We start from the raw sequence: 25,316 nt of genomic DNA, 5'->3' as shown, positions 1-25,316 counted from the left end.
AATGGCCCTCTTGTTGCTCTACACAGTTACACCATAAAGGTAACACAGATCAGCACCTTAGATTATGCTATTTTATTGTTTCTGTGCATTCACTGCTTCCAGATAGCGGCTTTCAATAAATTTCTTTTCTTTACTTAGATGCTTAATTTTATGTTTTGCCTGTTCAAGATCTTTTTGTAAAGCCGCAACTTCAGCAGGCGATACTTCTCCATCGGTTTGTAATGATAGCTGATCAATTAATTGATTCTGCTCTTCAATTTGTCGCTTATAGTTATTCAGCATAGCAGCCATTTCAGATTCACTTTGGCTTGCCGGTGCCATAGGCTCGCTGATCCATTCTTCTTTTTGCGCTCTTAATGCAATTACTTCGTTCTGTAGTTTTTGATTACTACTTTGCAAGTCTTCAAAAGAAGAGGTTTGCATTTCAAGTTCTGTTTTTGCCACATTTAGCTTTTTGGCTGAGACATCTAAGTCCCCCTTTAATTTTCGTATCAATTTTTGAGAGCGACTCAGCTTTTTATTTAAATCATTGATTGAGGCTTGTTCTTCTTTGGTGATGTGGTCGGCCGTTGAGGCACGAATTTGCGCCAATTGTTGCTCTAATGCAACTTGAACCTGTACCAATTCCGAGATGGTTTTACTATGTTGATCTGAAAAGCGACTTGCCCTCTCAACAGAATCTCTGCACATCGCAATGAGTGCGTCATTATCTCCCGAGCCTTGACCGCGACCAGTCATAGATATCGCAAACTTCCTGAACTCTCTCAAAATAAGCAACAAAATATAAAACCATGCAGCTAATATCAGTAACCCAAAATTTAGTGCTATGTATTGATAGGCTTCTAGGGGAAAATTAAACGTCACATTACCAATCTCACAAGTATCAATATGATAAGTTTAGTTTTAATCAGAAATTCTGCCTATACTGAATAAAACTAATCTAATCTAGGAGACTATGTGAAGGTTCTGGTTGTCGATGACAGTTTAGCAACACGAGAGATCATTAAGCGTACTCTACAACAGTTTGAATATCGTAAACTGTTTGTTCGCTGTGCTCAGAATGTGTCTGAAGCCATGAAATTGTTAGAAAGTTGGCAGCCTGATATTGTCTTAACTGATTGGTATATGCCTGAGCAAACAGGTCTTGAGTTGTTAGCCGCCATTCGAAGTAACGATACTGAACTGCCCGTTGGCGTCATTTCTACCATTGATGAAAAAGAAAAAATTCTTGAAGCCCAAAGCGCTGGGTGTAATTTTTTCTTATCAAAACCCTTCACAGACAAACAATTAACTACCCAGCTACAACCTATTGTCGAAGCATTAGAGCAACAAGAATTTTTAACAGAACAGGCTGTGCCACTTAAAGAAGGTTTACCTTTACCTAAAACCGAGCAGCTTGAACGCTTAATGAAAAAGAATATCAGTGAAGATCTGATTTTAAGACCAATTAAAGCTCAACAGTTCGATGAATCAAAACTACCAAGTGTAATGGCAGTTTACGCTGAGCGTTCTACCCAAAAAATACGGGTGATCATGGTATTAGATATTTATGCTGTATGTGTTTTAGCCAGTAGCTGTCAAATTATTGATAAAGCAGAGGCACTGAAAGCAATTCATCACAACGAAGTACACCCAGATATTATGAAGGCCTGTAAAGAAGCCTTAGACAAAACCGCTTATGCATTTTTAGATAATCAAAGCCGCATGAGTTTGTATGTAAGGAGTTGCAAATTCGTCTCTCAAACTCACCCTAAAATTGAGCAAATTTATAATTATCCGCTCAATAGTCGCATTGACTTAAGTTGCGAACGCGAAGGTATGGCACAAGGTAAAGTGCTGATCGTAGGCGTTTGATATCATTGAGCCAACAACCAGCGCGATAAAGATTCTATTAAATATTATTAATATTTTCTAAGTAGGTTTCTGCTTGATTAAGTACCGCAGCCCTTTGCTCATCGGTTTTTTTAAGCCAGTTTTTAAATACCATAGCTGTACGTGGGTTGTTGCCTAGCTTTTCTTGGTTCCGATGCATAAAGTGCCAATACAGTGAATTTAATGGGCAAGCATTGCTCCCCACTGTTTCAGTCACTTTGTAAGTACAACTCGAACAATAGTCACTCATTTTCTTCACATAGTTTCCGCTTGCAGCATAAGCTTTGGAGCCGACGATACCACCATCAGCAAACTGGCTCATGCCTCGAGTATTCGGCATCTCTACCCATTCAATGGCATCGATATACACGCCCAAATACCAAGCATCTACCTCATCAGGGTGAATACCTGCGATCAAACAAAAATTACCTGTGATCATTAACCGCTGAATATGATGCGCATAGGCATAATCAAGTGATTGACTGATTGCATGATGTTGGCAATTCATTTTGGTATTCGCATCCCAAAACCAACTTGGTAGCACACGTGTTGTGTCTAAATGGTTCAATGTTGCGTAGTTAGGCATATTTGCCCAGTAGATTCCTCTTACGAACTCTCTCCAGCCAAGTATTTGTCTGACAAAGCCTTCTATTTGCGCCAAATTGATTTTACCATTTGATTGTCGATAGTAATGTATCGCGGTATCAACCACCTGCTTCGGCGACAAAATTTTACTGTTTAGGGCAAATGAAATTCGACTGTGGTACAAACTCCAGCCTAGGTCTTCACCCAGACCTTTTAATTGTCCCGTCATAGCATCTTGAAAACGGCCAAAGTTTGGCAAGCATACTTCACAAAAAAAGTTCAGAAGCTCAACAGACTGCTTGCGATTTATAGGCCAGAGTAAAGTGTTATCACCTTTCCCCATTGTTTTTATATTGTGCCGAGCGATCCGCTCGTTGATTTCAGTGACATCATTGGCAAATAACAAAGGTTGCGGTACGTCACTTAAATCTTGTTTTTTAAGCTTCTCACGATTGTCTTTATCATAATTCCATTGCCCACCTTCAGGCTCACCATTTCGCATTAAAATATCGAAACGTGCACGCAAAGTACGATAAAAGTGTTCTAAGCGGTGCTTTTTGTTGACTTTAAAGTATTGTCCTAGCTCTTGGTCACTCACGTAAAAGTGCTCGGCTTCAAAGCCCATGGTTTTGATTTCTAGGCTTTGGCAAAACTCGCTCATTTGAGTACGAAGCCTTGCTTCATCAGCAAGCTGATACTCAAATTGCTGTATACCGAACTTTTTAATTAAATGAGTTAGCATTTCTGGTAAGTTTTTAAACTCTGCAGTGTCGTCTAATGTTAAATGCAGAACGTGAAACCCTGCTTGCTTTAAGCCTGCTGCAAACCCTTGCATAGCAGCAAAAAACGCCTGTACTTTTTGAATGTGATGCACCGTATAAGTGGCTTCTTGGTGTAATTCCGCCATTACGTACAATACATCTTCGCTTTTATCTTGATACCAGCTGTGACTGGCATTGAGTTGATCGCCTAATACTAATCTGAGTGTTTGATACTGATTATTCATACCAACTCCTTATCTTGTTTGCCTTTATTGCCCGCACAGCGTCTAGAGCAATATTTCACATTTTCCCAATCACGCTGCCATTTTTTACGCCATGTAAAAGGTCGCTCACATACAGGACAAAGTTTGGTCGGTAATTCGCTTTTCTTCATTTTAATTTCTTATCTTTTTTAATCAGGCCTTACATGGCGGGCAAGTAAGTGACCAACTTGAGCACGAACTTCGGGGCGCTTGCGCCACTTCCATAATAAGTCTTGGGCTGCTTTGTAGCTTTTTGCAACATCAACAATAGGGTCTGGGTAATCCTTGCCAAGTTCAACGCCATACATAAGTTGCTCCATAGGTGAAAGCTGCCACGGTTCATGTACTAATGGTGCAGGGATATTGTTAAGCTCAGGTAGCCAACGTTTTACAAATTCCCCCTCAGGGTCTTTCTCAAGACCTTGTTTTACTGGACTATAAATACGTATGGTATTAAAACCAGTTACCCCAGCCTGCATCTGCATTTGGCTATAATGAATGCCTGGTTCAAAATCTAAGAAAAGACTGGCCAAATAAGGGGCACCTTGGCGCCAATCCACTTCTAGATGATGACATAAAAAACTTACTAGCATTGCCCGCATTCTAAAGTTGATGTACCCGGTTTCGATTAAACAACGCATGCACGCATCAACCATAGGCACACCCGTTTTTCCTTGTTGCCATGCATTAAGTCGCTCAGCTGCGAGTGCTTTATCTGCGCGCGGTAAATGTGTGTAGCCCAAATTAACCGGTTCAAATTCCATCGAGCTTTGACTTTCAAATTTTTGGATAAAATGACAATGCCAATGTAGTCGAGAAGTAAATGCAACAAGACTTCTGCGCCAGCCTTTTTTTTGCCAATTTTGTAACACCGCTTGATAAGCTTGCCTTAAACTGATATTCCCCCAAGCTAAATAGGGAGAGAGTCTAGAGCAATGAGTTTGGCTCAATATCGGGCTCGAAACACTGTAAGCATAAGCTTGCCCTCGTGTATCAAAAAAGGAGTCTAAAACCTCTTTGGCAGCTTTTTCACCACCTTGTTGGTATTCTCCTGCTTCTGAAAACCATTCAGGGTATTCATCAGTTGAAGCCTTTTTTACGCTGTCTGCAAATTCATTTTCAACACACCAATTAACTGCATTAAGGTCTGCATCTGCGGTCTGGGCCCGCATGACTTTTTGCCAATACTCGTCCCAAGTTTTGCGATGCGTTAGCCCTCTAATTACAGCGCCATATGGGGTCTCATGCCAAGTAATGCCTGCATTTTCGCAGCAAGATGCAATCAGCTTATCTCGCTCAAAGGTGTTGTTTAAGCCAATTTCTTGATGAGAATAGAGTCCAGCAATGGTGTATTTATCGTGAAGTTCTGCAAAAGTTTGTTGCACGTCTTTAAAACTTATATAAAGCGCCCCATCTGGCAGGCGCTCAGCTATATTTTTTAAAGACGACAAAACAAATTGCCAATGGCGAGATTTGTAATGCGGGTCATTGAGCAACATGGGCTCAAAGCAATACACCAACAAAACAGCATGACCTGACTGCGCGGCTTTAAGTAAAGGCTCGTGATCGGTGAGCCGTAAATCTCGTTTTAACCAAACGACTGAAATCGCCATAAACTACTGTGCACGCGTAGCGACGGGCCAATCAGCGGCATCAACCGAGTCGAGTGGTTGAAAATCCTGTTTGCCAAGCCAATGATTTACAAATACATCATGAGGATCATACTGAGCATGCTGCTTTTCGATATTGAAATGACGACCACCACGAGGATCAACACCGACACCAGCAATGTATTGCCAATTTCCCCAATTAGATGCCACATCATAATCGAGTAACTGTTGTTGAAAATATGCAGCGCCGTAGCGCCAATCGAGACAAAGTTCGTTTACTAAACAGCTAGCCACAATTTGTCTACCGCGGTTAGACATGAATCCAGTGTGATTGAGTTGCTTCATACAAGCATTGACCAGTGGGTAAGGAGTTTCGCCTTCACACCACTTTTTAAACCGTTCGGGGAAGAAGCTGGTTAATGGCTTACTATTCGCTTGCCCTTTAAATGAGAACAAGCTTTCGCCTTGATAAAGTGCCAACCATTGGAAGTACTCGCGCCAGAGTAATTCGAACTTGATCCAATAGGTTGATTCATTCTTGGTTACATTGGATTCATATTGCTCAACTGCATGCCATACCTGCCTAGGTGACAGACTACCTTGCGCAAGATATGGACTAAATTTAGTAGACAGTTGCCAGCCATCAAGTTCATTTCGAGTTTCTTTATAGGTGCTTGGTGCCGTTGAATCAAAGTAACTTTTTAAGTGTGCTGATGCTGCATACTCACCACCTTGAAATAATGACTCGGTATCGCTTTCTTCGTTTAGCCCTTCACTTTGTAGAATGTCGCCAATCACCTGCTCTGTACTCATAAAATCTAATGCAGTTTTTGTCGCTGGCGGAAACAGCTCCTTCAGCGTTAAAGGCTCGGCAATCTCAGACGTTTTTTGTTTTTCTACAAAACGGCGATATTTTGAAAAGCTATTTAGATAGGCTGGGTGGCTTAAAACCTCAGTGTCATGCCAAAGGGTGTGTTGCCACGCACTGTGTAATCTAACTGACGTGTTTTGCTCAATATCTTTGAGCCATTGCCTTTCATACACGCCAACCTGATGCGCGACGGCTAGTGTGTTAATTTGTAGCTTCTCACATAATTTGCTAATAGCCGAAACAGGGTTACCTTTGAGAAGTATTAAGTTATGCCCTCTTGCGGCTAGCTGTAATGCTAAATTTGAGATTGCTTGCAAGGTAAACAATAGACGCTGCTTGCCCATTGCGTGCTGCTGAAAGTTGTTAGCTTTGAAGTCAGACTCATTTAATACATAAACAAACGACATTTCATCTGAAAAATCACACACATTATTCAGTAATAGATTATCTTGTAATCTTAGGTCATGAGTGAACCAGTACAGAGTGTTTATCTTTAGCAAAGTATTTATCCAGTAGAAATTGGCTTATAAATAATTACGTTTGGCTCAGCTCATAAGTTCACTATCAAAACAAAATTAGGACAAACAATGATTAGCTGCGATGTACATGATTACTTTGAGATTGTCTGTATGAGAAAAAGTCAGATCACCATCACATTATGCTCAGATGAAAAAATATCAGGCGAAGCAAGTAATATAATCGCGGATAACAAAAGAGAAGAGCAGCTAACCATTATTAATAAAGGGCTTATCACTGCAATAAAGTTAATAGATATTGCTAAATTAGAAGCTCATGATAATCTTGTACCCGAACATAACTTCATTACAAATATAAGTTCACCAGAGAAGTAATTAATTTAGTTAAATAATTAGCTGAGTTTTAAGTTAAGGATAATTATGTCATCAAAAACATGGGGGATTTGCCTTGTTTCTTGCGCGGTCTCGTTTAGTGCGGGGTTTTATTTAAAAGGGTCTCAGGTAGCTATAAACGACTCTAGCAATTTAAACGATTTAAATGGAACTGTTTCACAACAATCCCCTTCAGAACAGGCCGTGAAATCATACGAAAAAACAAAACTTCACACTAGAAATCAAAACTTATTCACTGAAAAAGTCGTACTTGATAAGGTTGACGACTTTTTGAGTCGCAATAAAAACATTCACTTTTTAAACATTACAAACAAAATGGTTGCGCCTTTTTACCAACTACTTTCAGAGCTAGACGAATACCAGTTGCAGCAAAAAGCAGAAAATTTAGTTGATCAGCTACCAAACTACGCAGCGTCTCGTCTACTCGTTATTACACTTGAAACACTCGCAGAGTTACAACCTCAAAAAGCCCTTGAAATATCAATGAGTATAAGTGACGAATACTATGATAAATATGCAAATATACAGTCAGTTTTTTCAATATGGAGTGCCTCTTCTCCAGAGGAGGCACTCGAGTGGTACGCTTCCGAAGACTTTAGTCAAACTCAACATTTACATTTTGCAAAAGATATTTTATCAGCCACAGTGCTTAATCATCTCTATAATAAAAATAAATCTCTAGCGTTAACTAAAGTTTCCGAGCTATTACAGCAAAATAAATTAACCGCTTTTGCAATGGAAAGATTATCTGAGAGTATTAATCAATCTAATGAATTTAGATCTTTATTAGATGTGCTTAGTGTTTCGCAATTTCACGACAGCGGTATGGTAGAGGTTACTGCTCAATGGTTTGCTAAAGCACCTCAAGATGCAGCAGCTTGGGTCAATATGTTGGATGAAGAGCAAAAATCTCCGCGTTTATTCAATCTCGCTCTAAAAAATTGGATCAAATCAGAACCAAAATATGCATCTGATTGGTATATTAAGCAATTTGACGAACAACAGCAGAGCGAAGCAATTTCCATCGCCGCAACTCATTTTGCTAGAGAAGACCCTAAATCCGCTTTAGAATGGGTTGAAAGTTTAAACATGGCTAACTCTCAAAATGCAATAGATGACATTTTAAGAAATGCTGGTTATCGTGATCCTGATTTTGTGATCGCAAACCTAGATAGAGTACAAGACACAAAAATTAAATTGTCTGCTTTCCAAGATGCTATTTACTCTATTTATTTGAACAACCCAGACAAAGCCCAAAAACTTATCGATGCTTCTGAACATAAAGAAGCCTTAGAAGCATATATACACAAAATAAATCAATCATAAGGTGGGAATTGGTTTAATCACTATTCTATGTTTAGATTAATTAACTGTGTAAACCGGTGAATCATTAAACCAAGCATCAACCCGCGCTATCAGCATAGGGTTATCGCTGTGATTGGCGATAACCTGAGCCTTTTTCGCAAACTGTTCCGCTTTGCTTTGCAATAACTGGCTCCTTGCAATATCAGCCCTAGCTAATAATACCCAAATCTGGTTTGCAGGTGCTTGTGAGTGAGTCGCGATTTCAAATGCTTGTTGTAAGTATTGCTCTGCAAGCGCATTATTTTGCTGCGCATTTGACACCTTTGCTAATTCAATTAGCGCAGCAGTTTGGCCATAATCACCTTGAAACTGCTTATGATATTGCAGTGCTGCAGTGAGATGGCGTGCAGATGCGCCAAACTCGCCTTGCAGACGCTTGATTTTGCCAAGCTCTTCATGAGAATACGCAATAAATAACTCATCGTTTTGCTGCTCAGCCAATTGTTTCGCTTGTTCAACATACTGCTCAGCACTGAGCAATTCGTTTTCTCTGTCGGTTTGCTGTGGCCAATTTATTTGCAAATATCCAATCATTAAATAAGCGCGCAATAACTCTCTACCTTGCTCTCCTTGAGTTTGAGCCAGATTAATACTGTCTTTAAGCAACGCTATCGCCTCTGTAATTTGCCCTGAGTTTGCATAGCTCGCAGCCAAATAACGTTTGGCCGCCAATAAATCAGGCTCTGTACTTAACGCAGTTTGCAACAAGGGTTTTGCAGCAACGAAATCTTGCTCTAAATATTTTGCAACACCTCTAGCAAACGCTTCATTACTAAATTGGCTGGTACTTTTATCATTACTTGAAGGCTGATATTCATCGAAACGCATTGCTATTTTGCTCACTAATTGATTGAACGCGTCATCAACAGAAGATGCGAACTCAATACCTTGCTCCACACCAAATGGCGTTTGTAATTGATAATGCAGCTGAAAATCTTCAGGGAAGCCCGTTAAACGAGTGGCAACGATTAAATCAGCTTCTAACTTCTCTTGGAGAGGGTAAAGCGCCCCACTTTGATAAGCACGTCTTTGTTGAGTGTTAAGCCTTTCGATCGCGAAAAGCACATGTTCGCTCTCTATGACGGCTAATTGACTTGATTGACTTAGACCAAGTGTTAATTGCTCCTGCCCACGCAGTGGCACCCAATTGTGAATACTGTCTTGCACATCATTCTTCACCGGTAAAAATGCTACTTTTAGAGGTGGCTCTGAACGAATAAATAAAAACACAAAGACCATTACAAGCAACAAAAAAACGGTAATTGATGCACCAATCCAAACTTTGCTTTTATCTATAACTGGCCTAGCTTTGATCTTATTTTGAAGATTATTTAGCTGAAGTGATTCAGTTTGAATAATTTCGGGTAATAAAGGCGCAACCCACTGATAACCCTTGCGAGAATAGGTTTTTATTACTTTTGCACCAAGTAAATCACGTATCTCTTTAATTGATTGAGTTAAAACTTGGTCTTGAACAACAACATCATCCCAAACCGCGTTTATAACTGCCTGCTTGCTAACAATATCGCTCTTATGCTCAATCAGGTAATTAAGAACCTGCAAGGTTTTTGCGCGAATAGAATGTTCAGAGTCAACGCTGCTAACTATCCCTGTTACTGTATCTAACACTTTGTCGTCTATCTGAAATCGCATGACATTCTATGGTATTGTTTTTTAGTTTTTCTCTTTTAGTAGTCTGCTATATCAACTTAAAAGTAGCAAGTTTATGAGGTTGGGAAAGTGTTCATAAACTTGCTAGTAAAGTTAAATCAGTAATATCTTAGGTCGTCAACCTTGCCCCAAAATACTCGATACGAATAAGCGGTGTAGGCCAAGATTGTTGGTACCACAAGTAATGCGCCCCACAGTAAAAAGGCCAATGATTCAGCCGCCGCCACTGCCTGCCAGATAGTGAGGTGATTTGGCACGATGTCAGGAAAAAAGCTAATTGCTAACCCAAAGAATGACAAAGTAAAAATGGTCACACTCAAGATAAACGGATGATGCGCTTTATGATCTGGTTGGGTTGTTAGCAGCGATAGCTTTCGAGCAATTAATACAAAACAACTGAAACAGATAATCGGCAACGGTAATAAAAGCAACATGCTCGGCCAGCTAAACCACTTCAAGAAGATCTCAGGCGATAGCCACAAATTTGCGCCAGATACGAGGGCGATACCCACTAATGCGACATACACACAGCGCTTGCAGACTTTAATTGCATATTGCTGCAACTCACCTTCGGTTTTCATCACTAACCAAGCCGCACCGATTAAGGTATACGCAGCCGCCACACCCACTGCACTTAAAAGGGCAAAACCATAAGACCAGGCAGACTCATCAAACCCCATTACATAGCGGCCTAACATATAACCCTGTGATGTAGCTGCCAGAAGTGACCCAAACTTAAAGGCCAAATCCCATGCGTTTTTATGATCCACAATGGCTTTAGCTCTGAAATCAAACGCAACACCACGCAAAATCAAACCAATCAGCATAAAGGTACAGGGAATATACAGCGATTTTAGCACTAAACTGTGAGCGGTTGGGAATGCAATCAGTAGCAACCCAATAGCCAAAACTAACCAAGTTTCATTGGCATCCCAAAATGGACCGATCGAAGCGATCATTTTATCAGCATCATGGTCGTTTTTGGTGGGTAATAAAATGCCCACACCTAAATCATATCCATCAAGAATAGCGTACAAAAGAACAGCCAAAGCCATCAATGCCGCATAAATAACAGCTAAAGTATCTTGTTCAAACATGCGCAGACTCCTTGATTTCAATACTTGAACGTTTTTTTCCGACATGCTCTTGTTGAGATATTTCTTCAATAAGCACCGCTTTTCTTGCCATCAAAAATACCGTGTGTAAGTAGGCAACCAATAAAAACGCGTATACCGTTAAATACATCACTAAACTAAATCCAACATTTTCAGGCGCTATGGTGGTTGCTGCTTGGTCTACCGTGAGTACACCACTAACGATAAATGGCTGACGTCCAATCTCAGTTACATACCATCCAGCCAAAGTTGCCACCCAACCAGAAAAGCTCATTGCCACCAAAGTACGTAACAACCAGTTTGGCAAAGCATGCTTTTTATAAAGCTTAAAGGTGGCAAACCATGCAACAGCTATCATTAATAACCCCAGCCCTACCATGACTCTGAAGCTAAAAAACACTGGTTTTACAGGTGGATGTTCACCTTTGAATTCATTTAAGCCTTTAATTTCACCATCGAGTTGATGAGTCAAAATTAAGCTCGCCAAGTTCGGTACAGCGAGTTCAAAATGATTTGTTCGTTGTTCCTCATCTGGAATAGCAAATAACAATAAAGGTGCTCCTTGTGTGGTTTCCCATACACCTTCCATCGCAGCGACTTTTTGTGGTTGATGTTCAAACGTATTGAGGCCGTGCAAATCACCAACATAAGCTTGCAATGGCGCTAATACTGCAGCCACAACCAACGCGACTTTAAGCGTCAGTTTTGGCGCCTTCTTATCATCGCCTCGCAACAGACGATAACTACTGATCCCTGCAATCAAAAAGCTCGCTGTAAGACCTGATGCAATCAACTTGTGAGTAAAACGATAAGGAAAAGAAGGATTAAAAATGATGGCCCACCAATCGGTCGGATAAGCAATGCCGTCTCGCATTTCAAAACCAACGGGTGTTTGCATCCAAGAGTTAAGACTTAGGATCCAAAATGCCGACAAGGTTGTGCCAATCGCCACCACAAAGCAGGCGATGGTATGGACTCGCACTGGCACTTTATTAATGCCAAACAACATGATCCCTAAGAAGGTTGCTTCTAGAAAAAACGCGGTTAGGACTTCGTAGCCAAGTAATGGCCCTGCAATATTGCCCACTTTTTCCATAAAACCCGGCCAATTTGTGCCGAATTGAAATGACATGGTAATGCCACTCACCACGCCTAATGCAAAAGTCAGCGCAAAGATTTTTACCCAAAAACGATATGCTCTCATCCAAACGGCATCACCCGTTTGCTCAAATCTGACTTTAAAGAAAACAAGAAACCATCCTAACGCGATGGTTATGGTAGGAAATAAAATATGAAAACTGATATTTGCCGCAAACTGAATTCGCGACAGCATTAATGTATCTAACATGTTCCCCTCCGAACACGACCCAAGCACGCCTCAGTTGAAGTCCTCATCAACTAAGATTTTAAAGTTTCAATAATTACTGAAACTTTAAAATATACTAAACACTAAATTGACTCAGATCAATTAATATCCGGGTTTTATTTTGAACAATTTGAAATGATTCATGAAATTTCAGTGTTAAGGCAAAATAAAAAGTGACATCATGAGCTCACATTATTAAAACGCTTGGTCATGAGTTTTGAAAGCAGTACGTTTTTTTCTTTATATCTTTCTATCAATCACTATTTGGGGTGCAAATGGAAATAACCTTTCTAATGCGAAAACGCCAAGTTTTACTTTAACTGATGATGTTCAAGGTGTAGATGGGTTAGATAATCCTCGCGACATTGCTTTAAGCCAAGACAAGAAGTGGGCATTTGTTGTCAGTGCTGATGATAACTCTCTTTCTGTATTTAAGGTAAATCGTGATTTATCGCTGTCACACTGGCAAACGATTAAAAGCAGTAACAAAACCAAACTCGAGGGCGCTCTTTCTGTAGTGAGCGACCAAAGAGGCCAAAACATTTATGTGTTAAGTTATTACCACAGCGCACTCTTACACTTTAGTTTTTCTGAAAATTCGGGACTGGCGTTACAGCACACCCTATCTGATAATCTGCCTTTTGCACACGTATTTAAACAGCCTGAAACCATCAAACCTGAACAAGATACGTTTGGGATATTAGGTGGATATGAGCTAGCAATTAACCACAATACTAATCAATTGTTTATCGCAGCAACCGTCAGCCATAGTGTTAGTGTATTTAACTTGAATCAAGATGGAAAACCAATACTGTCACAGCGAATTCATGCAAACAAAGATGCAGCCCTTTCAGGTGCGGTTTCTATTGCAACCGATAATACAGGCCAATTTTTGGCTGTCGCAGGTATGAATGGTAAAGCCGTATCTATGTACAAACGCAGTACAGCTGGAAAATTTCACTATTACCAAACGCTAAAACATAAATTTGATATGCCGATTTCTGTGACTTTTGCTGATAACGGCCAATATCTCATTGCAGTAGATGCCATTACTAGCGATATAGTATTGGCTCAAAAAAACCATGAGCAATCATTCGAGATCGTAAAAGTGGTAAGTGAAGCAAAGCATGGCATAAATGGCCTGAATAAAATAACCCTATCAAGAAGCGAAAACACTGTCTTAACTTTTTCTGAGCAAAGCCATCGCATTGATGAATTTCAGCTAAATGGGGCTTCACTCAAGCACTCCAAGAGCCTTACTCCAAGTGGGCTAAAATCAGCCACCGCACTTGAGTTTGTTAGTTCAACCCATGCTATCTCAACATGGGCGAAATCTGATGCAATCGCGGTATTTAAATTAGACGCCAACTAATTTAAATACTAAAAAAGGCAACTTAGGTTGCCTTTTTAAACATATCTAATCTTAACTAAGGTTAAAATTAAAAGTTATAACGAATATTTAGACCAGTATTTTTGTAACTCTTCACGTTTTTGTGGGAAAAATTAAAAGTAAAGCGCTTAGAGAAGTTGTAGTTTAATTGAACTTGATAAAAAGTATTATTTTCTGATTCTGAATCAAATTCCAGACGCTCATAACCTGCACCAACAAGCATGTCTACGGCTTCACTAAATGCAAAGTGATAATTGGCTTCCAACCCATATGCTTTTGTATCATATGAACTTTTATTGCTTCTAATATTATTTGTATATTCAATGTCTGATTTTAATTTCCCATAGTAGGGAGATATTTCAATAGCTTTATCTCCTTCTAACTGCTTTAGAAAACCAAAACCGACATATAACTGACCCAATTCATAATCATCATGATCATCTGAGTCAGATGTTCCTATGTAACTGGCTTTGATTAAAAAGTTTTCTTCTACTTGCTTACTTAACTTTAACCCTAAACCCTTTGGATCAAATCTGGAATCGTCAAACGACACTGTTGCATAGCCAGCCTCAACATAGTCAAAGTTTAAGGTGCTTGCAAAAGCAGATGATGAAATAAGCGAGGTTGCTAGAAGAATTGCACGAATTTTCATTCTTTTCCTTTTAAAATAGCCTTAAAAAATTCGGCGCAATTCTAATGACTTCTTTTTGAAAGTCTAACCCTTTCATGTAATATATTGTAAACAAATTAACGACACGTAAAACTCATTACTAATTCATAAGGTTGGCCCATTGAATCCTCAGCAATACCGCCACCAATCGACATAGCTGCACCCACATCATCAACGGCATTTTCACCTAACACCCAAAGCACTGTACCCGCTGTTTCTACTGCACTGGCGATATTTAAATTCTGTAAGTATGCTTCTTCAGGCATGCTGCCAACATAAGTAATATTTTCATTCAGTACGTATGCTTTTTTATCTTGCTCATCACAAAAGTGTTTTGACTGTTTTAATGCTTCATTACCAGCTTCAGATTTTGTTTGTGCAGTGAGCTTTACATAGTGTTCGCCACTGTCAGAAGGACGCACATTATTGTGGTGCGCACACGCGGTTAATAGAGTCGCTAAAGAAAGTGAGATTAGTGTCTTCGCTGCATTCATCGTAAGTGCCTAAAGTATTTGTTTTTGATGAGTCTAAGTTAGCGCGATTACCTGTGAGAGTCCGTCAAATGTCGTGAAAAGTTGTAGAAAAGTGTAAAGAACTAAACTTTAGCAATAAAAATAAAAGTATCAGATTTACAATATTCATAAATAGTTTATGCAAAAAACCTCTGTTATGTTTCTTACTCGTTTTTATTTATTTCTTTGTTTAGATTCCCTACTCATACGTGCTTTTTAAAGGCAAAGTTTAAATTTGCATTGTCTCTGATAATCCCTAGAATGCGCCGCTCAATTGACTGACAGGTTATTACGAGGTTTTCATGTCAAAGTCTTCTCTATTAACGCTTGGGTTTATGACCTTTGCGTTATTTTTAGGTGCGGGTAACGTTATTTTTCCGCCACAATTAGGCCAAGGTTCAGGTGAGTTTTTCTGGCCAGCAACCATAGGTTTTTTAATCACCGCAGTGGGATTACCTGCCCTCACCCTTATTGCCATCGGCTACATGGGCGGTAGTGAGGCGCTGACAAACAAACTACCACGCGCAGGCCATTTACTATTTTGGGGTGTATTGTTTCTATCAATTGGCCCGCTATTTTCATTGCCAAGAACATTTAGCGTGTCATTTGAGTTTATTGCCAAACCATTTTTCGCCGACTGGGCTTTATTGCCGTTTTCTTTAGTGATGGCTGCAACCACGCTTTTCTTTGCCCTTAGCCCTGGCAAGCTAATGGATAGAATTGGTAAAATCCTAACGCCCGTTTTATTACTGATGCTGTTATTTATCGCAATCAGTGCATTCTTATACCCGCACGGACAACTCGAAAACACCGCTGAGCAATATCAATCTTTCGCCATTGCCTCTGGTCTATCAGAAGGTTATATGACTATGGATGTGCTAGGTGCTGTGGGCTTCGGCTGGCTAGTGATCAATGCACTTAAAAGTGCAGCCCCTAATGCGCCTGTTGTGCCTAACCTAATAAAAATAGTGCTGATTTCTAGTGTTGCGATGTGTTTCGTTTATATCGCAATTGCTTTTGTGGGTGCCAATTACGGCATTGTTGAAAGCAATGGTGGTGCGCTGCTATCAAATTACATGAATTGGATCTATGGCACGCCAGGCGTCTTATTAATGGGTATAATTGTAACACTTGCTTGTTTGACTACAGCCATAGGTTTGACCTGTGCCTGCGCAGAATTTACTAGCCAAAACTTCAAAAGCATTAACTACAAAGCAAGTACGATTACGATTGTCGCCATTACAACATTGGTAGCTAATTTAGGCTTAGACCTGCTGATTGCTATTACATTGCCACTCGTTGTCGTACTTCACCCTGTTGCTATCAGTATTATTCTATTGGGTCTATTCTATCTGAAGCGCCCTTTAAATGGCTTGGTTTACAGTTTAACCATTGCAGCCGCGATCACCGGCGGTATCATTGATGCGCTCAAGATCCTTGGCAATATGCCAGAGCAACTGCATAATATTTTTGTAAATTACTTACCTTTATATCAATACAATGCTGGCTGGATTGTGCCGACATTAGTCGTTTTTGCAGTTGCAAATATGCTATTCCAAAGCAGAGAAAAAGCTGCTCAGGCAACCGCTTAGCCTAATCTAAGACCAACTATTTATAAAAAGTAATATTATTTTACAATTTATATACGCAAAAGTTGGTCTTCTCATTTTTCATTCTGTTTTTCTCTATATAATGCCACCAGCAAAAACAGGGAAAAGAAATGAAAAGAATAAAACATACACTTAAAACATGGTTAAAGCGCTCCCCCGTTACCATCGCTCTTTCAAGTGCCTTTGTATTACCAAACACCTTTGCAGCCCAAATCGATGGGATACTCGACGAAGTTCAATGGCAAAACGCTCAGGTTATCAATTTAGATAAAACTACCAGTCCATTCACCCTTGCCCAAGCTGATAAGCAAACTCAGGTAAAATACTTCTCTAGCGAAGAAGGTATACACGTTGCCGTTATTGCCACGCAAGCACTCGGTGAGCAAACCTCGATGCGTACCGCGCGTGACAGTGATTTAGAAAGTGACTTTATTGAACTTATTATCGATTTTGATAATGGTAAAAACACCGCTTATGGCTTTGCGCTAGGAAATGGTGGTTCAATGCGCGACGGTATTTGGCAAAACAATAACAATTTCAAAAGTGATTGGGATGGCACCTGGTTTGGTAAAACCAGCCAAACTGACACAGGCTGGATCGCTGAATATTTGATCCCTTGGAACGTTGCACCAATGGCGAAAATCGACGGTAACGATCGTCAAATGGGCATTTACGTTCGACGTCATGATGTAAAATCGAACAAAAGCTACAGTCATGCACCAACCTCATCGAGTCAGCCCGACTTTTTGCGTGAATTCAGTCAAATTAAGGTCGCTAACCACGCTAGCTCATCTTTAGATATTTTCGCTTCTGCAACATATCAAAACGATATGCTTAACGACACTGACGACAGCAATATTGGCATAGATATCTTCTGGCGTCCGGATGCAAGCCAACAATTAAGTGTGGCATTAAACCCTGACTTTGGTCAGGTAGAATCTGATGGCTTAGTCGTTAACTTTTCACCATTCGAAACTTTTTTTGCTGAGCGTCGCCCTTTCTTCACAGAAAACCAAGCCTTATTCGATATTCAAGGTAATGCCGGTATGCGCCTAGTTCACACTCGTCGAATTGGTGTTTATGGCGATATTGATGCCGCTGTTAAATATACGTCTAATGGTCAGAATAATGATTTTGGCGTGATGGCAGTATTTGAAGATGACGGTCATTTTAACGACAAAGAATCAAACAAATTTGCTACAGCTAGAGCCCAGCATCGTTTTGAGGACTCTCAGGTTGGCTACCTAGTTACCTATGCAGACAAAGCCACCCAAGGTCGAGAGTCTCAGGTTCACAGTATCGATTACCGTACTGACGTGTCTGATACATTGCAAATTCGTGCACAAATAAACGGCAGTTTTGTTGATTCTGACAAACATAAAGATCAGGTTGATGGTTATGGTGCATGGCTGAACTTTGTGCATAAATTCAGTGATAACTGGCAACAACGCTTAAACTTCACGGTTTACGATGAAGAGTTTCAAGTCAATGATTTAGGCTTTTTATCACGCTCAGATTTACAACGTGTTTGGTATAACAACGAACGTTACTTCACCGATTTTGATGAAAGCAGTAGCTTAAAACAGCGTCGCGTTGAAGGGTACTTTATGCGAGATCACAACAGTGATGGCGATCATCTAAGAACTGAAATCGGAATAACAGGTACCGAAGAGTACAAAGACAGTGCTTTCTGGTTCTGGCGTTTCGACTATACGTCTTCAGGCCTTGATGACAGAACAACCCGAGGCAATGGCGACTTTAATTTAGGTTCAGGCCGTGAGTTTTTCACTGAGTACAACTTTGGTAGCCAGAACAAATTCCGTCACCATGTGGCTTTTGGTCTACAAAGTTATGACCGTGAAGGCGATGGTGGCCGTTTCCACTATCACCCAAGCTACTACTTCACCGATAAGTACCGTGTGTCATGGAGTTTATGGGCTGTACAGCAAAAGCAAAGCTTATATTGGATAGACAACCAGTTGGCGCGATATGACTACAAACAATTAGAAAACAGCTTAGACTTTGACGCAACCATCGATGACAAGCAAGAAGTTCGAGTACGTTTCCAGTGGGTTAGTGTAACGGGTAAAAATGGTAACCAGTTTGCCATTAATGAGCATGGCGACTTATACGATGCCAACACCCAAGTAAGTGACTTTTCTCGTTCAACGACGCGACTTCAAATACGCTACCGTTATGAGATTGCTCCACTTTCAAACATCTATTTGGTGTATAGCCGTGGCGGACAATCTATCGATGATTTAGATCAGAGTAACTTCTCGCTATTCAAAGAGGGCTGGGACAATCGTACCGGCGACAACTTTGTAGCGAAAATTCGCTACCGCTTCTAAAAGATGCTCTATATTCCCCAAAGCACCTAGCTTGTAGGCATTCGGTGTTTTGGGGCTCTCACTATCAAAAGTAACTTGTGACATAGATTTTCGTCCCTATTTCAGTGTATTATTCATTTTTTAAAAATAATGAAGATATGAAATGGATTTATTCAAACCCGCTCTGTTAACCACTTTGCTATTTAGTGCTAACGGTTTCGCCACACAAACTGTTGATCAAAGAAGTTTATCTGTTGAGCTCACAAAAACCGCGGCAATGTTAAATAAAAATGGGCCTGTGATGTTAGATGAAGAAACGCGATTAGACTCGGTTGCGACATTCAAAAACTATATCATCTATAACAACACCATGGTGAATTACAGCGTCGAGCAATTAGACCCCAATCAATTTACAACGCTGCTTCAAGATATTGTAATTAAACCTCTTTGCAGCAATAAAGATTTAAAAGCATTTCAAGACTATGGCGTGACTATGGTTTATCGCTATCTTGATAAATCAGGTAATTTCATCAGCGAATTATCAAAAGATATGTCAACCTGCCCATAAGTTTATACTGCAGCAAAGTGTTTAAACGTTAATAACAGAAAGATAAGTGCATAAAAACATCTTATCTTTTTGTTTTCGTCTCATCCCATTCCTTACGATTTAAATTCTGACTATACTCAATCAATAACTCTGCCTTTAATGAGTGAGCTTTATATTGCGACTGAGTATTCGTCTTTTCCTATTGCTATTCAGCCTTAACGTGTTTGCACAATGTGACAAAGACAAAACTGTGCACGTTGGTATTGGTGCAACCTGGCCACCCTATGTGATGTATCAACAAGACAGAGCCTTTGGACTAGAAGTCGATATAAGCAGAAAAGTATTTCAAAAGGCTGGATATTGCGTTGAATTTGTCAGGTTGCCGACCACTGACAGAGCTATAAAAGAACTCAGTATTGGCTTAGTTGATGCACTTCCCTCTTCAAGTTTTAACCAAGAACGAGAAAAGATCGCCGCCTTTTCAGCGCCATACCGACGTGAAAGAATGCGATTATTCACGCACCTCCCAATTGAACCTATCGACAACTTAGAAGCCTTATTCGAGCAAAGAATGTCATTTGTGATTAACCCTGGGGCATTTTATGGCGATGAATTTGATGGGCATTTTCAAAAACCAGAAAATAAACCGCTGTTTGCTTTTGTGAAGAGCATTAAACAGCGCATGAGCATGGTGCATCTAAAAAGAGTGGAATTTTTGGTTGAAGATGAAATGGCCGGGCTTTACTACTTCTCTACGTACCAAGGCGGTAATATTCTACTTCACCCTTATGTCATCAATGATAACCCCATTCACTTTATGCTTAATCGTGAGCGGTTTACAGAACAAGACATCGATAAAATCAATGGTGCAATTGAGAAGCTAGAAAAAGATATTGGTTTAATTATTGAGCGCTATAGCACATCTTCGTCTACACTAAGTTTAAGTCAGATCAAATAGTCATTGTTGTTGCGATTTTGACTTTCTATACCAAGTAGTAAATATGAATTTTCCTATTTCCTTTGCAAGATAAAAGGGGGTAGCCAGAAGTGCGCTAACCCCTTTGTTTCATGCGAATAAAAAGCTTTAAGCGAATAAATAGCTTTTTGCTAATAAGAACCCGCCTTTTAGACTATCCTCTATTTTGCCTCGCCGGATAAAACACATAACTGCCCACAAGTGTTGCCGCCAGCATAAATATCGCGCCGTCATGAACTTGGCTATTAAAGGTATATCTAAATAATGCCAACAAACCGAAATAAGCTATGGTCGAATATTGCAACCAGTGCCAGCCTCGATTTACCTTAGGATCTTTCTGAGACGCAACTAGATAGCGACCAAGCCATAAGCCTATTTGCGATGACAATAACACTAATCCGCCAACCACAAAAAACGACAGCCAAACCAATGATTCTGGCCAATTGATGATCTGCGCCGATTTCGCTGGTCCTGACCAAAGCGCATCCCAACTCACAGCGATGATCAACGCCCATGAAATTGCTTTATGCGTAAAGCTGGCCTCCTCACCTTCGTGATAGTCTTGCAATTCTTGATACAGAAAATAAGCAATAAACGCGAAAGCAACTAAACCAATAATAGGGCTAATGCTCGGTAGCCATTTCAAACCAAAATAACTCAGCATATAACCAAACATCGGAAACAAAGTATGGGTTGCTGTTACACCGACAACCCAGCGATTTTTAACTGAGCTAACACTTAGCTGTTTAGCATAAATAGCCGTAACAATGGCCACATCTAAACCGATTGCTAAGCCCATTAAAATACAGGCTAAAATAAATTCCCAGATCAAAGTCATACCGCCCCCAGTACCACTTAAAATGCATTTAAGGTTTGAGTGATCCCCGTTTCTTGGTCCACTTCTACCTGCTTATGCATCACATCATCTAATGGTTTTACTATCGGCGCTTTACCATGAATGTAACTTTGTTCATCCACTATCACTTTATACGCTTTATTTAATTCAAGCGCGCGAGACTTAGAAGGCAAAAGCAAATAAGAGATGTCTTGCTGTAAACGTGCAAATGCTGCTGGCTTTGGCTTACCCTCTTGGTCAAAAAACTTGGCTTTGACTTCATGGTTAGCTCTAAACTCATCCCCTGTTGGGTTATTCATTAAGTAATAGCTGTATTCTGGTTGTCCGTCTGTTTCACGAATTCTGTCAGGCGTACCTGCAAATGACTTTTGTTGCCAGTGATACCAGCCTTTTTGAAAGCTCTCTGTTGGTAACTTTCGATAGAAAGACACGTTTGAGTCCATCAACACGCCCATCCCACTGTGACACCCCACACATGATGCCTGCTCTTCAAAGGTCTGTGGTCTCAGTGCACCCCGTTTATCTTCAATAAAGCCTTGGTAAGTCCAGCCTTGTGCAACGGTTAAGCCTTCTTCTGCGCTACCGCGAAGCAACTTGGTTCTATCCGGAAAGTCATAACGTTCTTTGATTTCTTTCTCGACCAGCTCTTCTAGCTGGTAATAATTCATCCAAAACTGTTTTTTCGCGTAGCGTAATTCTTTCATACGCGCTGACATGGCAACATCATCGTTCTCGTCTAGGTCTAGGTAACGAACAGAGTGTAAGAACTCCGTGCCTTCAGGGAAGAGTTTCGCCGCAAGATGCACCTTTTTTTCAGCCAATTGCTGCTTTGCTTGGCCGACATAACTCATAAACTTACCGTCACGCGGTGCCCATTCGTAGCGCACTAGGTTCGCAGTGGTTAATTCACCATTTTTATCTAGGTCAACACCAAGGTGCGCTTCATCAACGGGTTCTATTTGAATATCTTGCTCTTTGATCAACGCTTCAACAATGGCTAAATTCACCGTATAAACGGTTAAATCAAATTGTCCCTGCTCGTTGTTTCGAAATGCTGGCGCCAAACGAATACTGACATCGTCGGTTGACCCATTGGTTGGCATGAAGCCTCCAGGCAAAGGGTAGTAGGCGTATGTACGCCAGCCCGTGTAATCACCCTCTGGGGTTTTATCAAAACCTTGATGGTCATAATTAAAATAGCTATCAGGAACATAGCCATCCCATTGACCATTATTATTCGAATCGTATTTGCTTTGGTTTTTTTCTAAATGATCTGCCAGCGCTAATTTACCTTCAAGTGTGAAATAATTACTCTCTCTGACATAGGCTAGAATTTCATCGTCTGTAATTCGTCCGACCTCAGTCGTGCGGTCTTTGAACATGTTCAACCACGGGTTTTTCGCTGCTTCACCCGGAAAGCTATAGCTCAACTGCACATCAGAATCATTTAAAAAGTTTGGACGTTTGCTGTCGGTATGACAGGCAAAACACGAGTTATTCACCTGTCCGTTAGTAGATACTGGTTTGGTATAACATTGAGCTGGAATATATGGAGAAAGATGAGAAAGCGTGTCAATCTTAAACTGTTCAGCAGCACTTGCTTGTGCATTTTCAGATAGGTAAAAAGACGCCGCCCCTAAAACGACCAGTCCAACAACACTATAAGCTAGATGTGTTTTCTGCATTGGGAAAACTCCAAAATACATTTATATCGCATGAATTTAAGAAGCCACTTGATAAGGCTTATACCAATTGCATTAAACTGCTAGTCTATTATCGCGATAGGAAAAAATGTCAATAACGAGGATGAAAGTTCGATATATAGTTGTTCTATATTAGAAATTTCAGACGAAGTTAGTGACATTTTTAGCTCGCTAGAATGATTAGTTAGTTAATAAAATTAGTATTTCGTGGCTATTTATTGAGAGTCGTGATTACTCAGCTTTTGCAGGGAAAGGACCTACATAACCTGTATAAGCACGGTTTTCACCAGTGTTAGTACTCATGTCTCTATCAGATTCACCGTATGGGTGCTGAACGACTGACATCAAATAAGCCCAACCATTGATGTTTGGATACCAATAAGGCGACGTTGTCTCTGCGCCATAAGGTGTAGTTTGAATACGCGTTAGGGTTTCTTTGTCGAAATCGTACGCCCAAATCACATCGTTCTGGTGACCACTACCTGTATCTTCACCAATGATCAGCGTGTTATGGCCCGACATGTAAGTCACGTTATCAGGGTTCGCAAGACTGTCTATGTGACACTTATTTTGTGCGTTATCAAATGCTTCTGGGTTTTTCTGAATTGTGCTTTCAGGGCCATAACCTGTATATGCTGGAATACCTTGAATTAAACCTGAGATATTCGTTGCTACATACTCAGAGCCAATTTCTGCATTTGCAGCAACATCTAACTGATAAACACCGCCGCATTTGTTATAACCGTCGAGTTTAATGTCGTTGCTACCACCGATGTCGTATGCATCATTTTCAACACCGCCCTTCTTACCGTCTTCCATGCCACGCTCGATTGCCGACATAGCTAGGTAAAGTTTGCCCTTGTCTTCAGCGAACGTAATACCTTCTTCTTTACGAAGCTCAGTTGTAGCACCCATCATTGCAGCGTAGCGACGTGTTTCTAAACGAGACGCCACTTTGTCCATACCTTCAATCAGTTGCAAACACTCTTGACCGTTACCACCCGCATTGATTGACGTAAATTCAGCAGAACACTTGCCATCAACAGGCTCTTCAGTCATGAAGATGTCATTGAAAGTAACTTTTTTATTGCCACGAACATATGGCTCGATTTCAGCAGACGTTGCGTGACCTAGATTGATCCAAGTAAGGTCTGCAGCTCCCATGCCCTCAGCACTTGTTTGATTCCACTTCATTGCGTACATAGTACCAGCCGATAAATCACCTTCTTTATCTGCTAAGAACATGTATAAACCAACGTTTGTACCATCGTCTGTAAGATAAACAGTTTTTTGGTCAGGCATCACGTATTCTAACTCGTACGCTAAACGACCAATTGAATAGTGCTTAGTTAACTCAGAATCAGGTACTGTTTTAGATGCATCAACTGCAATTTCGATTGGCCAACCGTAGAAGTAAGGGTTCCAATCTGCATCATTGCCACCTAAATAAGCAACCATACTTGAGCTTGGCGTCGTATTACGTGCATTCGGCTCATATTCTTCAGACGCTAAATGAGTATTCCATGGTGTAACTGAACCCGCACAATGTACCCAACCACCATCAATATCTGACATATCTAACTGCCACATATCTTTAACGGTTAATTCGCCGTTTTGTTTGTTCTGGTTTAGTTCCATTAAGAACATCGCACCCGGGCGAGATTCCATTTGTGACACAGAGAATAAACGGTCGCCAATGGGTAATAGAGACGTGAATTCGTTTGAATTAACTACAATACGCTCGCCATCTTCAGTGAAAAAAGGCTGACCGTCTTTGTCGATTAGCTGACCGAATACGGTATCGCCATATTGGTCGCCAGAGCGCGCTAAGATGTTATAAGAAGCATTAATCTGTTGAACAGAGTCACCGTTTACCGCCTTAGCCTGACCAGTCATGATCTGACGCTTTTCAAAGTTCGTTTCAGGTGCTGCAACTGGGTCAAACTTAATTTGTGCGCCTGCTGCTAGCATTGCTGATGTACGTGCTGCTGCGCTACACATAGTTGTAGAGCTTTGTACTTCGCCTGACTCTAATGTGCCGTTACCGTTTGCATCAACACCCGCATCAATGCGTGTTGCACCGTCAGTACAATCAGCACTTTCGCCAAGCTCAACTAAGTTAATCAGCGCAACGTTTCCGTTTTCACCTACTTCACCTTGCACACCTTGTTGACCCGTTTCACCTTGTGGACCTTGCGCGCCCTGCGCACCGTCATCACCGTCGATACATCCTGATAATGCAACCAAAATACTGAGTGTGAGCGCACTGAGCTTTAATCCATTCGTTTTCATTTTTTTACCTTGCTACGTTGTTTGTTGGGTTTAAAACGCAGGCTAGAATAGAGGCTCTATTTTAAAGTTAGGCTAAATATCA

21 protein-coding genes are annotated in these 25,316 nt (G+C 40.6%); 8 read left to right on the top strand and 13 right to left on the bottom strand.

The genetic code is table 11. The features are described 5' to 3' along the window. Positions 1–72: 72 nt before the first annotated feature. A complete protein-coding gene (locus PP2015_RS19375; protein ID WP_227009280.1) occupies positions 73–738 on the bottom strand; it encodes a chromosome partitioning protein ParA in 666 nt (221 codons plus the stop codon). Between the two features lie 219 nt (positions 739–957). On the opposite strand from PP2015_RS19375, the gene PP2015_RS19370 reads away from it, so the two are divergent. After that, on the top strand, positions 958–1,854 hold the full coding sequence (locus PP2015_RS19370) for a response regulator (RefSeq protein WP_058032145.1): 897 nt from the start codon (positions 958–960) through the stop codon (positions 1,852–1,854). Between the two features lie 37 nt (positions 1,855–1,891). Here PP2015_RS19370 and PP2015_RS19365 read toward each other — a convergent pair whose 3' ends face one another. Genes PP2015_RS19365 through PP2015_RS19355 form a run of 4 tightly spaced genes read right to left on the bottom strand, consistent with a single transcriptional unit; the run spans position 1,892 to position 6,462 of the window. Continuing rightward, positions 1,892–3,463 carry a cryptochrome/photolyase family protein gene (locus tag PP2015_RS19365; RefSeq protein WP_058032144.1) on the bottom strand — a complete coding sequence of 524 codons (1,572 nt, stop codon included), beginning with the start codon at positions 3,461–3,463 and terminating at the stop codon, positions 1,892–1,894. Then, entirely contained in the window at positions 3,460–3,612 is a 153-nt protein-coding gene (locus tag PP2015_RS21740; RefSeq protein WP_083496691.1) for a DUF2256 domain-containing protein, read from the bottom strand. Before PP2015_RS21740 ends, PP2015_RS19365 begins: the two co-directional genes overlap by 4 nt. A gap of 18 nt (positions 3,613–3,630) precedes the next feature. Next, complete coding sequence (locus PP2015_RS19360; protein WP_058032143.1) at positions 3,631–5,094, bottom strand: cryptochrome/deoxyribodipyrimidine photo-lyase family protein; 1,464 nt, start codon at positions 5,092–5,094, stop codon at positions 3,631–3,633. Positions 5,095–5,097: 3 nt separating this feature from the next. Continuing rightward, positions 5,098–6,462, bottom strand: a complete 1,365-nt coding sequence (locus tag PP2015_RS19355; protein ID WP_227009279.1) for a DASH family cryptochrome — start codon at positions 6,460–6,462, stop codon at positions 5,098–5,100. 87 nt (positions 6,463–6,549) lie between these two features. Here PP2015_RS19355 and PP2015_RS19350 point away from each other — a divergent pair, with 87 nt between their 5' ends. Both PP2015_RS19350 and PP2015_RS19345 read left to right on the top strand, forming a co-directional pair. After that, positions 6,550–6,813 carry a Rho-binding antiterminator gene (locus tag PP2015_RS19350; protein ID WP_058032142.1) on the top strand — a complete coding sequence of 88 codons (264 nt, stop codon included), beginning with the start codon at positions 6,550–6,552 and terminating at the stop codon, positions 6,811–6,813. Between the two features lie 45 nt (positions 6,814–6,858). Continuing rightward, the gene (locus tag PP2015_RS19345) at positions 6,859–8,157 is read left to right on the top strand and encodes a hypothetical protein (RefSeq protein ID WP_058032141.1); all 1,299 of its coding nucleotides are present in this window, start codon (positions 6,859–6,861) and stop codon (positions 8,155–8,157) included. Between the two features lie 36 nt (positions 8,158–8,193). Here PP2015_RS19345 and PP2015_RS19340 read toward each other — a convergent pair whose 3' ends face one another. The 3 genes from PP2015_RS19340 to PP2015_RS19330 all read right to left on the bottom strand — a co-directional run bounded on the left by PP2015_RS19340 (position 8,194) and on the right by PP2015_RS19330 (position 12,330). Continuing rightward, on the bottom strand, positions 8,194–9,849 hold the full coding sequence (locus tag PP2015_RS19340) for a winged helix-turn-helix domain-containing protein (protein ID WP_058032140.1): 1,656 nt from the start codon (positions 9,847–9,849) through the stop codon (positions 8,194–8,196). Between the two features lie 116 nt (positions 9,850–9,965). After that, positions 9,966–10,964 (bottom strand): cytochrome d ubiquinol oxidase subunit II, encoded by a 999-nt coding sequence (locus tag PP2015_RS19335; protein WP_058032139.1) that lies wholly within the window; start codon positions 10,962–10,964, stop codon positions 9,966–9,968. Continuing rightward, positions 10,957–12,330, bottom strand: a complete 1,374-nt coding sequence (locus PP2015_RS19330; RefSeq protein ID WP_058032138.1) for a cytochrome ubiquinol oxidase subunit I — start codon at positions 12,328–12,330, stop codon at positions 10,957–10,959. The genes PP2015_RS19335 and PP2015_RS19330 overlap by 8 nt, the downstream gene beginning before the upstream one ends. Before the next feature lie 235 nt (positions 12,331–12,565). Between PP2015_RS19330 and PP2015_RS19325 the strand changes: the two genes are divergently transcribed. Next, positions 12,566–13,720, top strand: coding sequence for a beta-propeller fold lactonase family protein (locus tag PP2015_RS19325; protein ID WP_058032137.1), 1,155 nt, complete (start codon positions 12,566–12,568; stop codon positions 13,718–13,720). A gap of 67 nt (positions 13,721–13,787) precedes the next feature. Here the strand turns inward: PP2015_RS19325 and PP2015_RS19320 are convergent, their stop codons facing one another. Then, positions 13,788–14,390 carry an outer membrane beta-barrel protein gene (locus PP2015_RS19320; RefSeq protein WP_058032136.1) on the bottom strand — a complete coding sequence of 201 codons (603 nt, stop codon included), beginning with the start codon at positions 14,388–14,390 and terminating at the stop codon, positions 13,788–13,790. A 95-nt stretch (positions 14,391–14,485) separates the two neighbouring features. Then, positions 14,486–14,902 carry a hypothetical protein gene (locus PP2015_RS19315; RefSeq protein ID WP_058032135.1) on the bottom strand — a complete coding sequence of 139 codons (417 nt, stop codon included), beginning with the start codon at positions 14,900–14,902 and terminating at the stop codon, positions 14,486–14,488. 320 nt (positions 14,903–15,222) lie between these two features. Here PP2015_RS19315 and brnQ point away from each other — a divergent pair, with 320 nt between their 5' ends. The 4 genes from brnQ (at position 15,223) to PP2015_RS19295 (ending at position 20,365) form a co-directional block, all read left to right on the top strand. Further along, positions 15,223–16,512: a branched-chain amino acid transport system II carrier protein gene (gene brnQ / locus PP2015_RS19310; RefSeq protein WP_058032134.1), complete on the top strand. Its 1,290-nt coding sequence runs from the start codon at positions 15,223–15,225 to the stop codon at positions 16,510–16,512. A gap of 128 nt (positions 16,513–16,640) precedes the next feature. Beyond that, a complete protein-coding gene (locus PP2015_RS19305) occupies positions 16,641–18,881 on the top strand; it encodes a DUF5916 domain-containing protein (RefSeq protein WP_058032133.1) in 2,241 nt (746 codons plus the stop codon). Between the two features lie 142 nt (positions 18,882–19,023). Next, positions 19,024–19,428 carry a hypothetical protein gene (locus PP2015_RS19300; protein WP_058032132.1) on the top strand — a complete coding sequence of 135 codons (405 nt, stop codon included), beginning with the start codon at positions 19,024–19,026 and terminating at the stop codon, positions 19,426–19,428. A gap of 154 nt (positions 19,429–19,582) precedes the next feature. Further along, on the top strand, positions 19,583–20,365 hold the full coding sequence (locus tag PP2015_RS19295) for a substrate-binding periplasmic protein (protein ID WP_157599118.1): 783 nt from the start codon (positions 19,583–19,585) through the stop codon (positions 20,363–20,365). Positions 20,366–20,537: 172 nt separating this feature from the next. On the opposite strand, the gene PP2015_RS19290 is transcribed toward PP2015_RS19295, so the two are convergent. From PP2015_RS19290 to PP2015_RS19280, 3 genes are all read right to left on the bottom strand, one after another. Then, a complete protein-coding gene (locus PP2015_RS19290; RefSeq protein WP_058032130.1) occupies positions 20,538–21,221 on the bottom strand; it encodes a manganese efflux pump in 684 nt (227 codons plus the stop codon). Between the two features lie 17 nt (positions 21,222–21,238). Further along, positions 21,239–22,924: a hypothetical protein gene (locus PP2015_RS19285; protein WP_058032129.1), complete on the bottom strand. Its 1,686-nt coding sequence runs from the start codon at positions 22,922–22,924 to the stop codon at positions 21,239–21,241. A gap of 249 nt (positions 22,925–23,173) precedes the next feature. Beyond that, entirely contained in the window at positions 23,174–25,234 is a 2,061-nt protein-coding gene (locus PP2015_RS19280) for an alkaline phosphatase PhoX (protein WP_211266334.1), read from the bottom strand. Positions 25,235–25,316 lie beyond the last annotated feature (82 nt).

It is taken from the genome of Pseudoalteromonas phenolica (genome assembly GCF_001444405.1).
Lineage (GTDB): Bacteria > Pseudomonadota > Gammaproteobacteria > Enterobacterales > Alteromonadaceae > Pseudoalteromonas > Pseudoalteromonas phenolica.
Note: the sequence above shows the minus strand (reverse complement) of the source record. Positions and strands in the feature narration are given on the sequence as shown.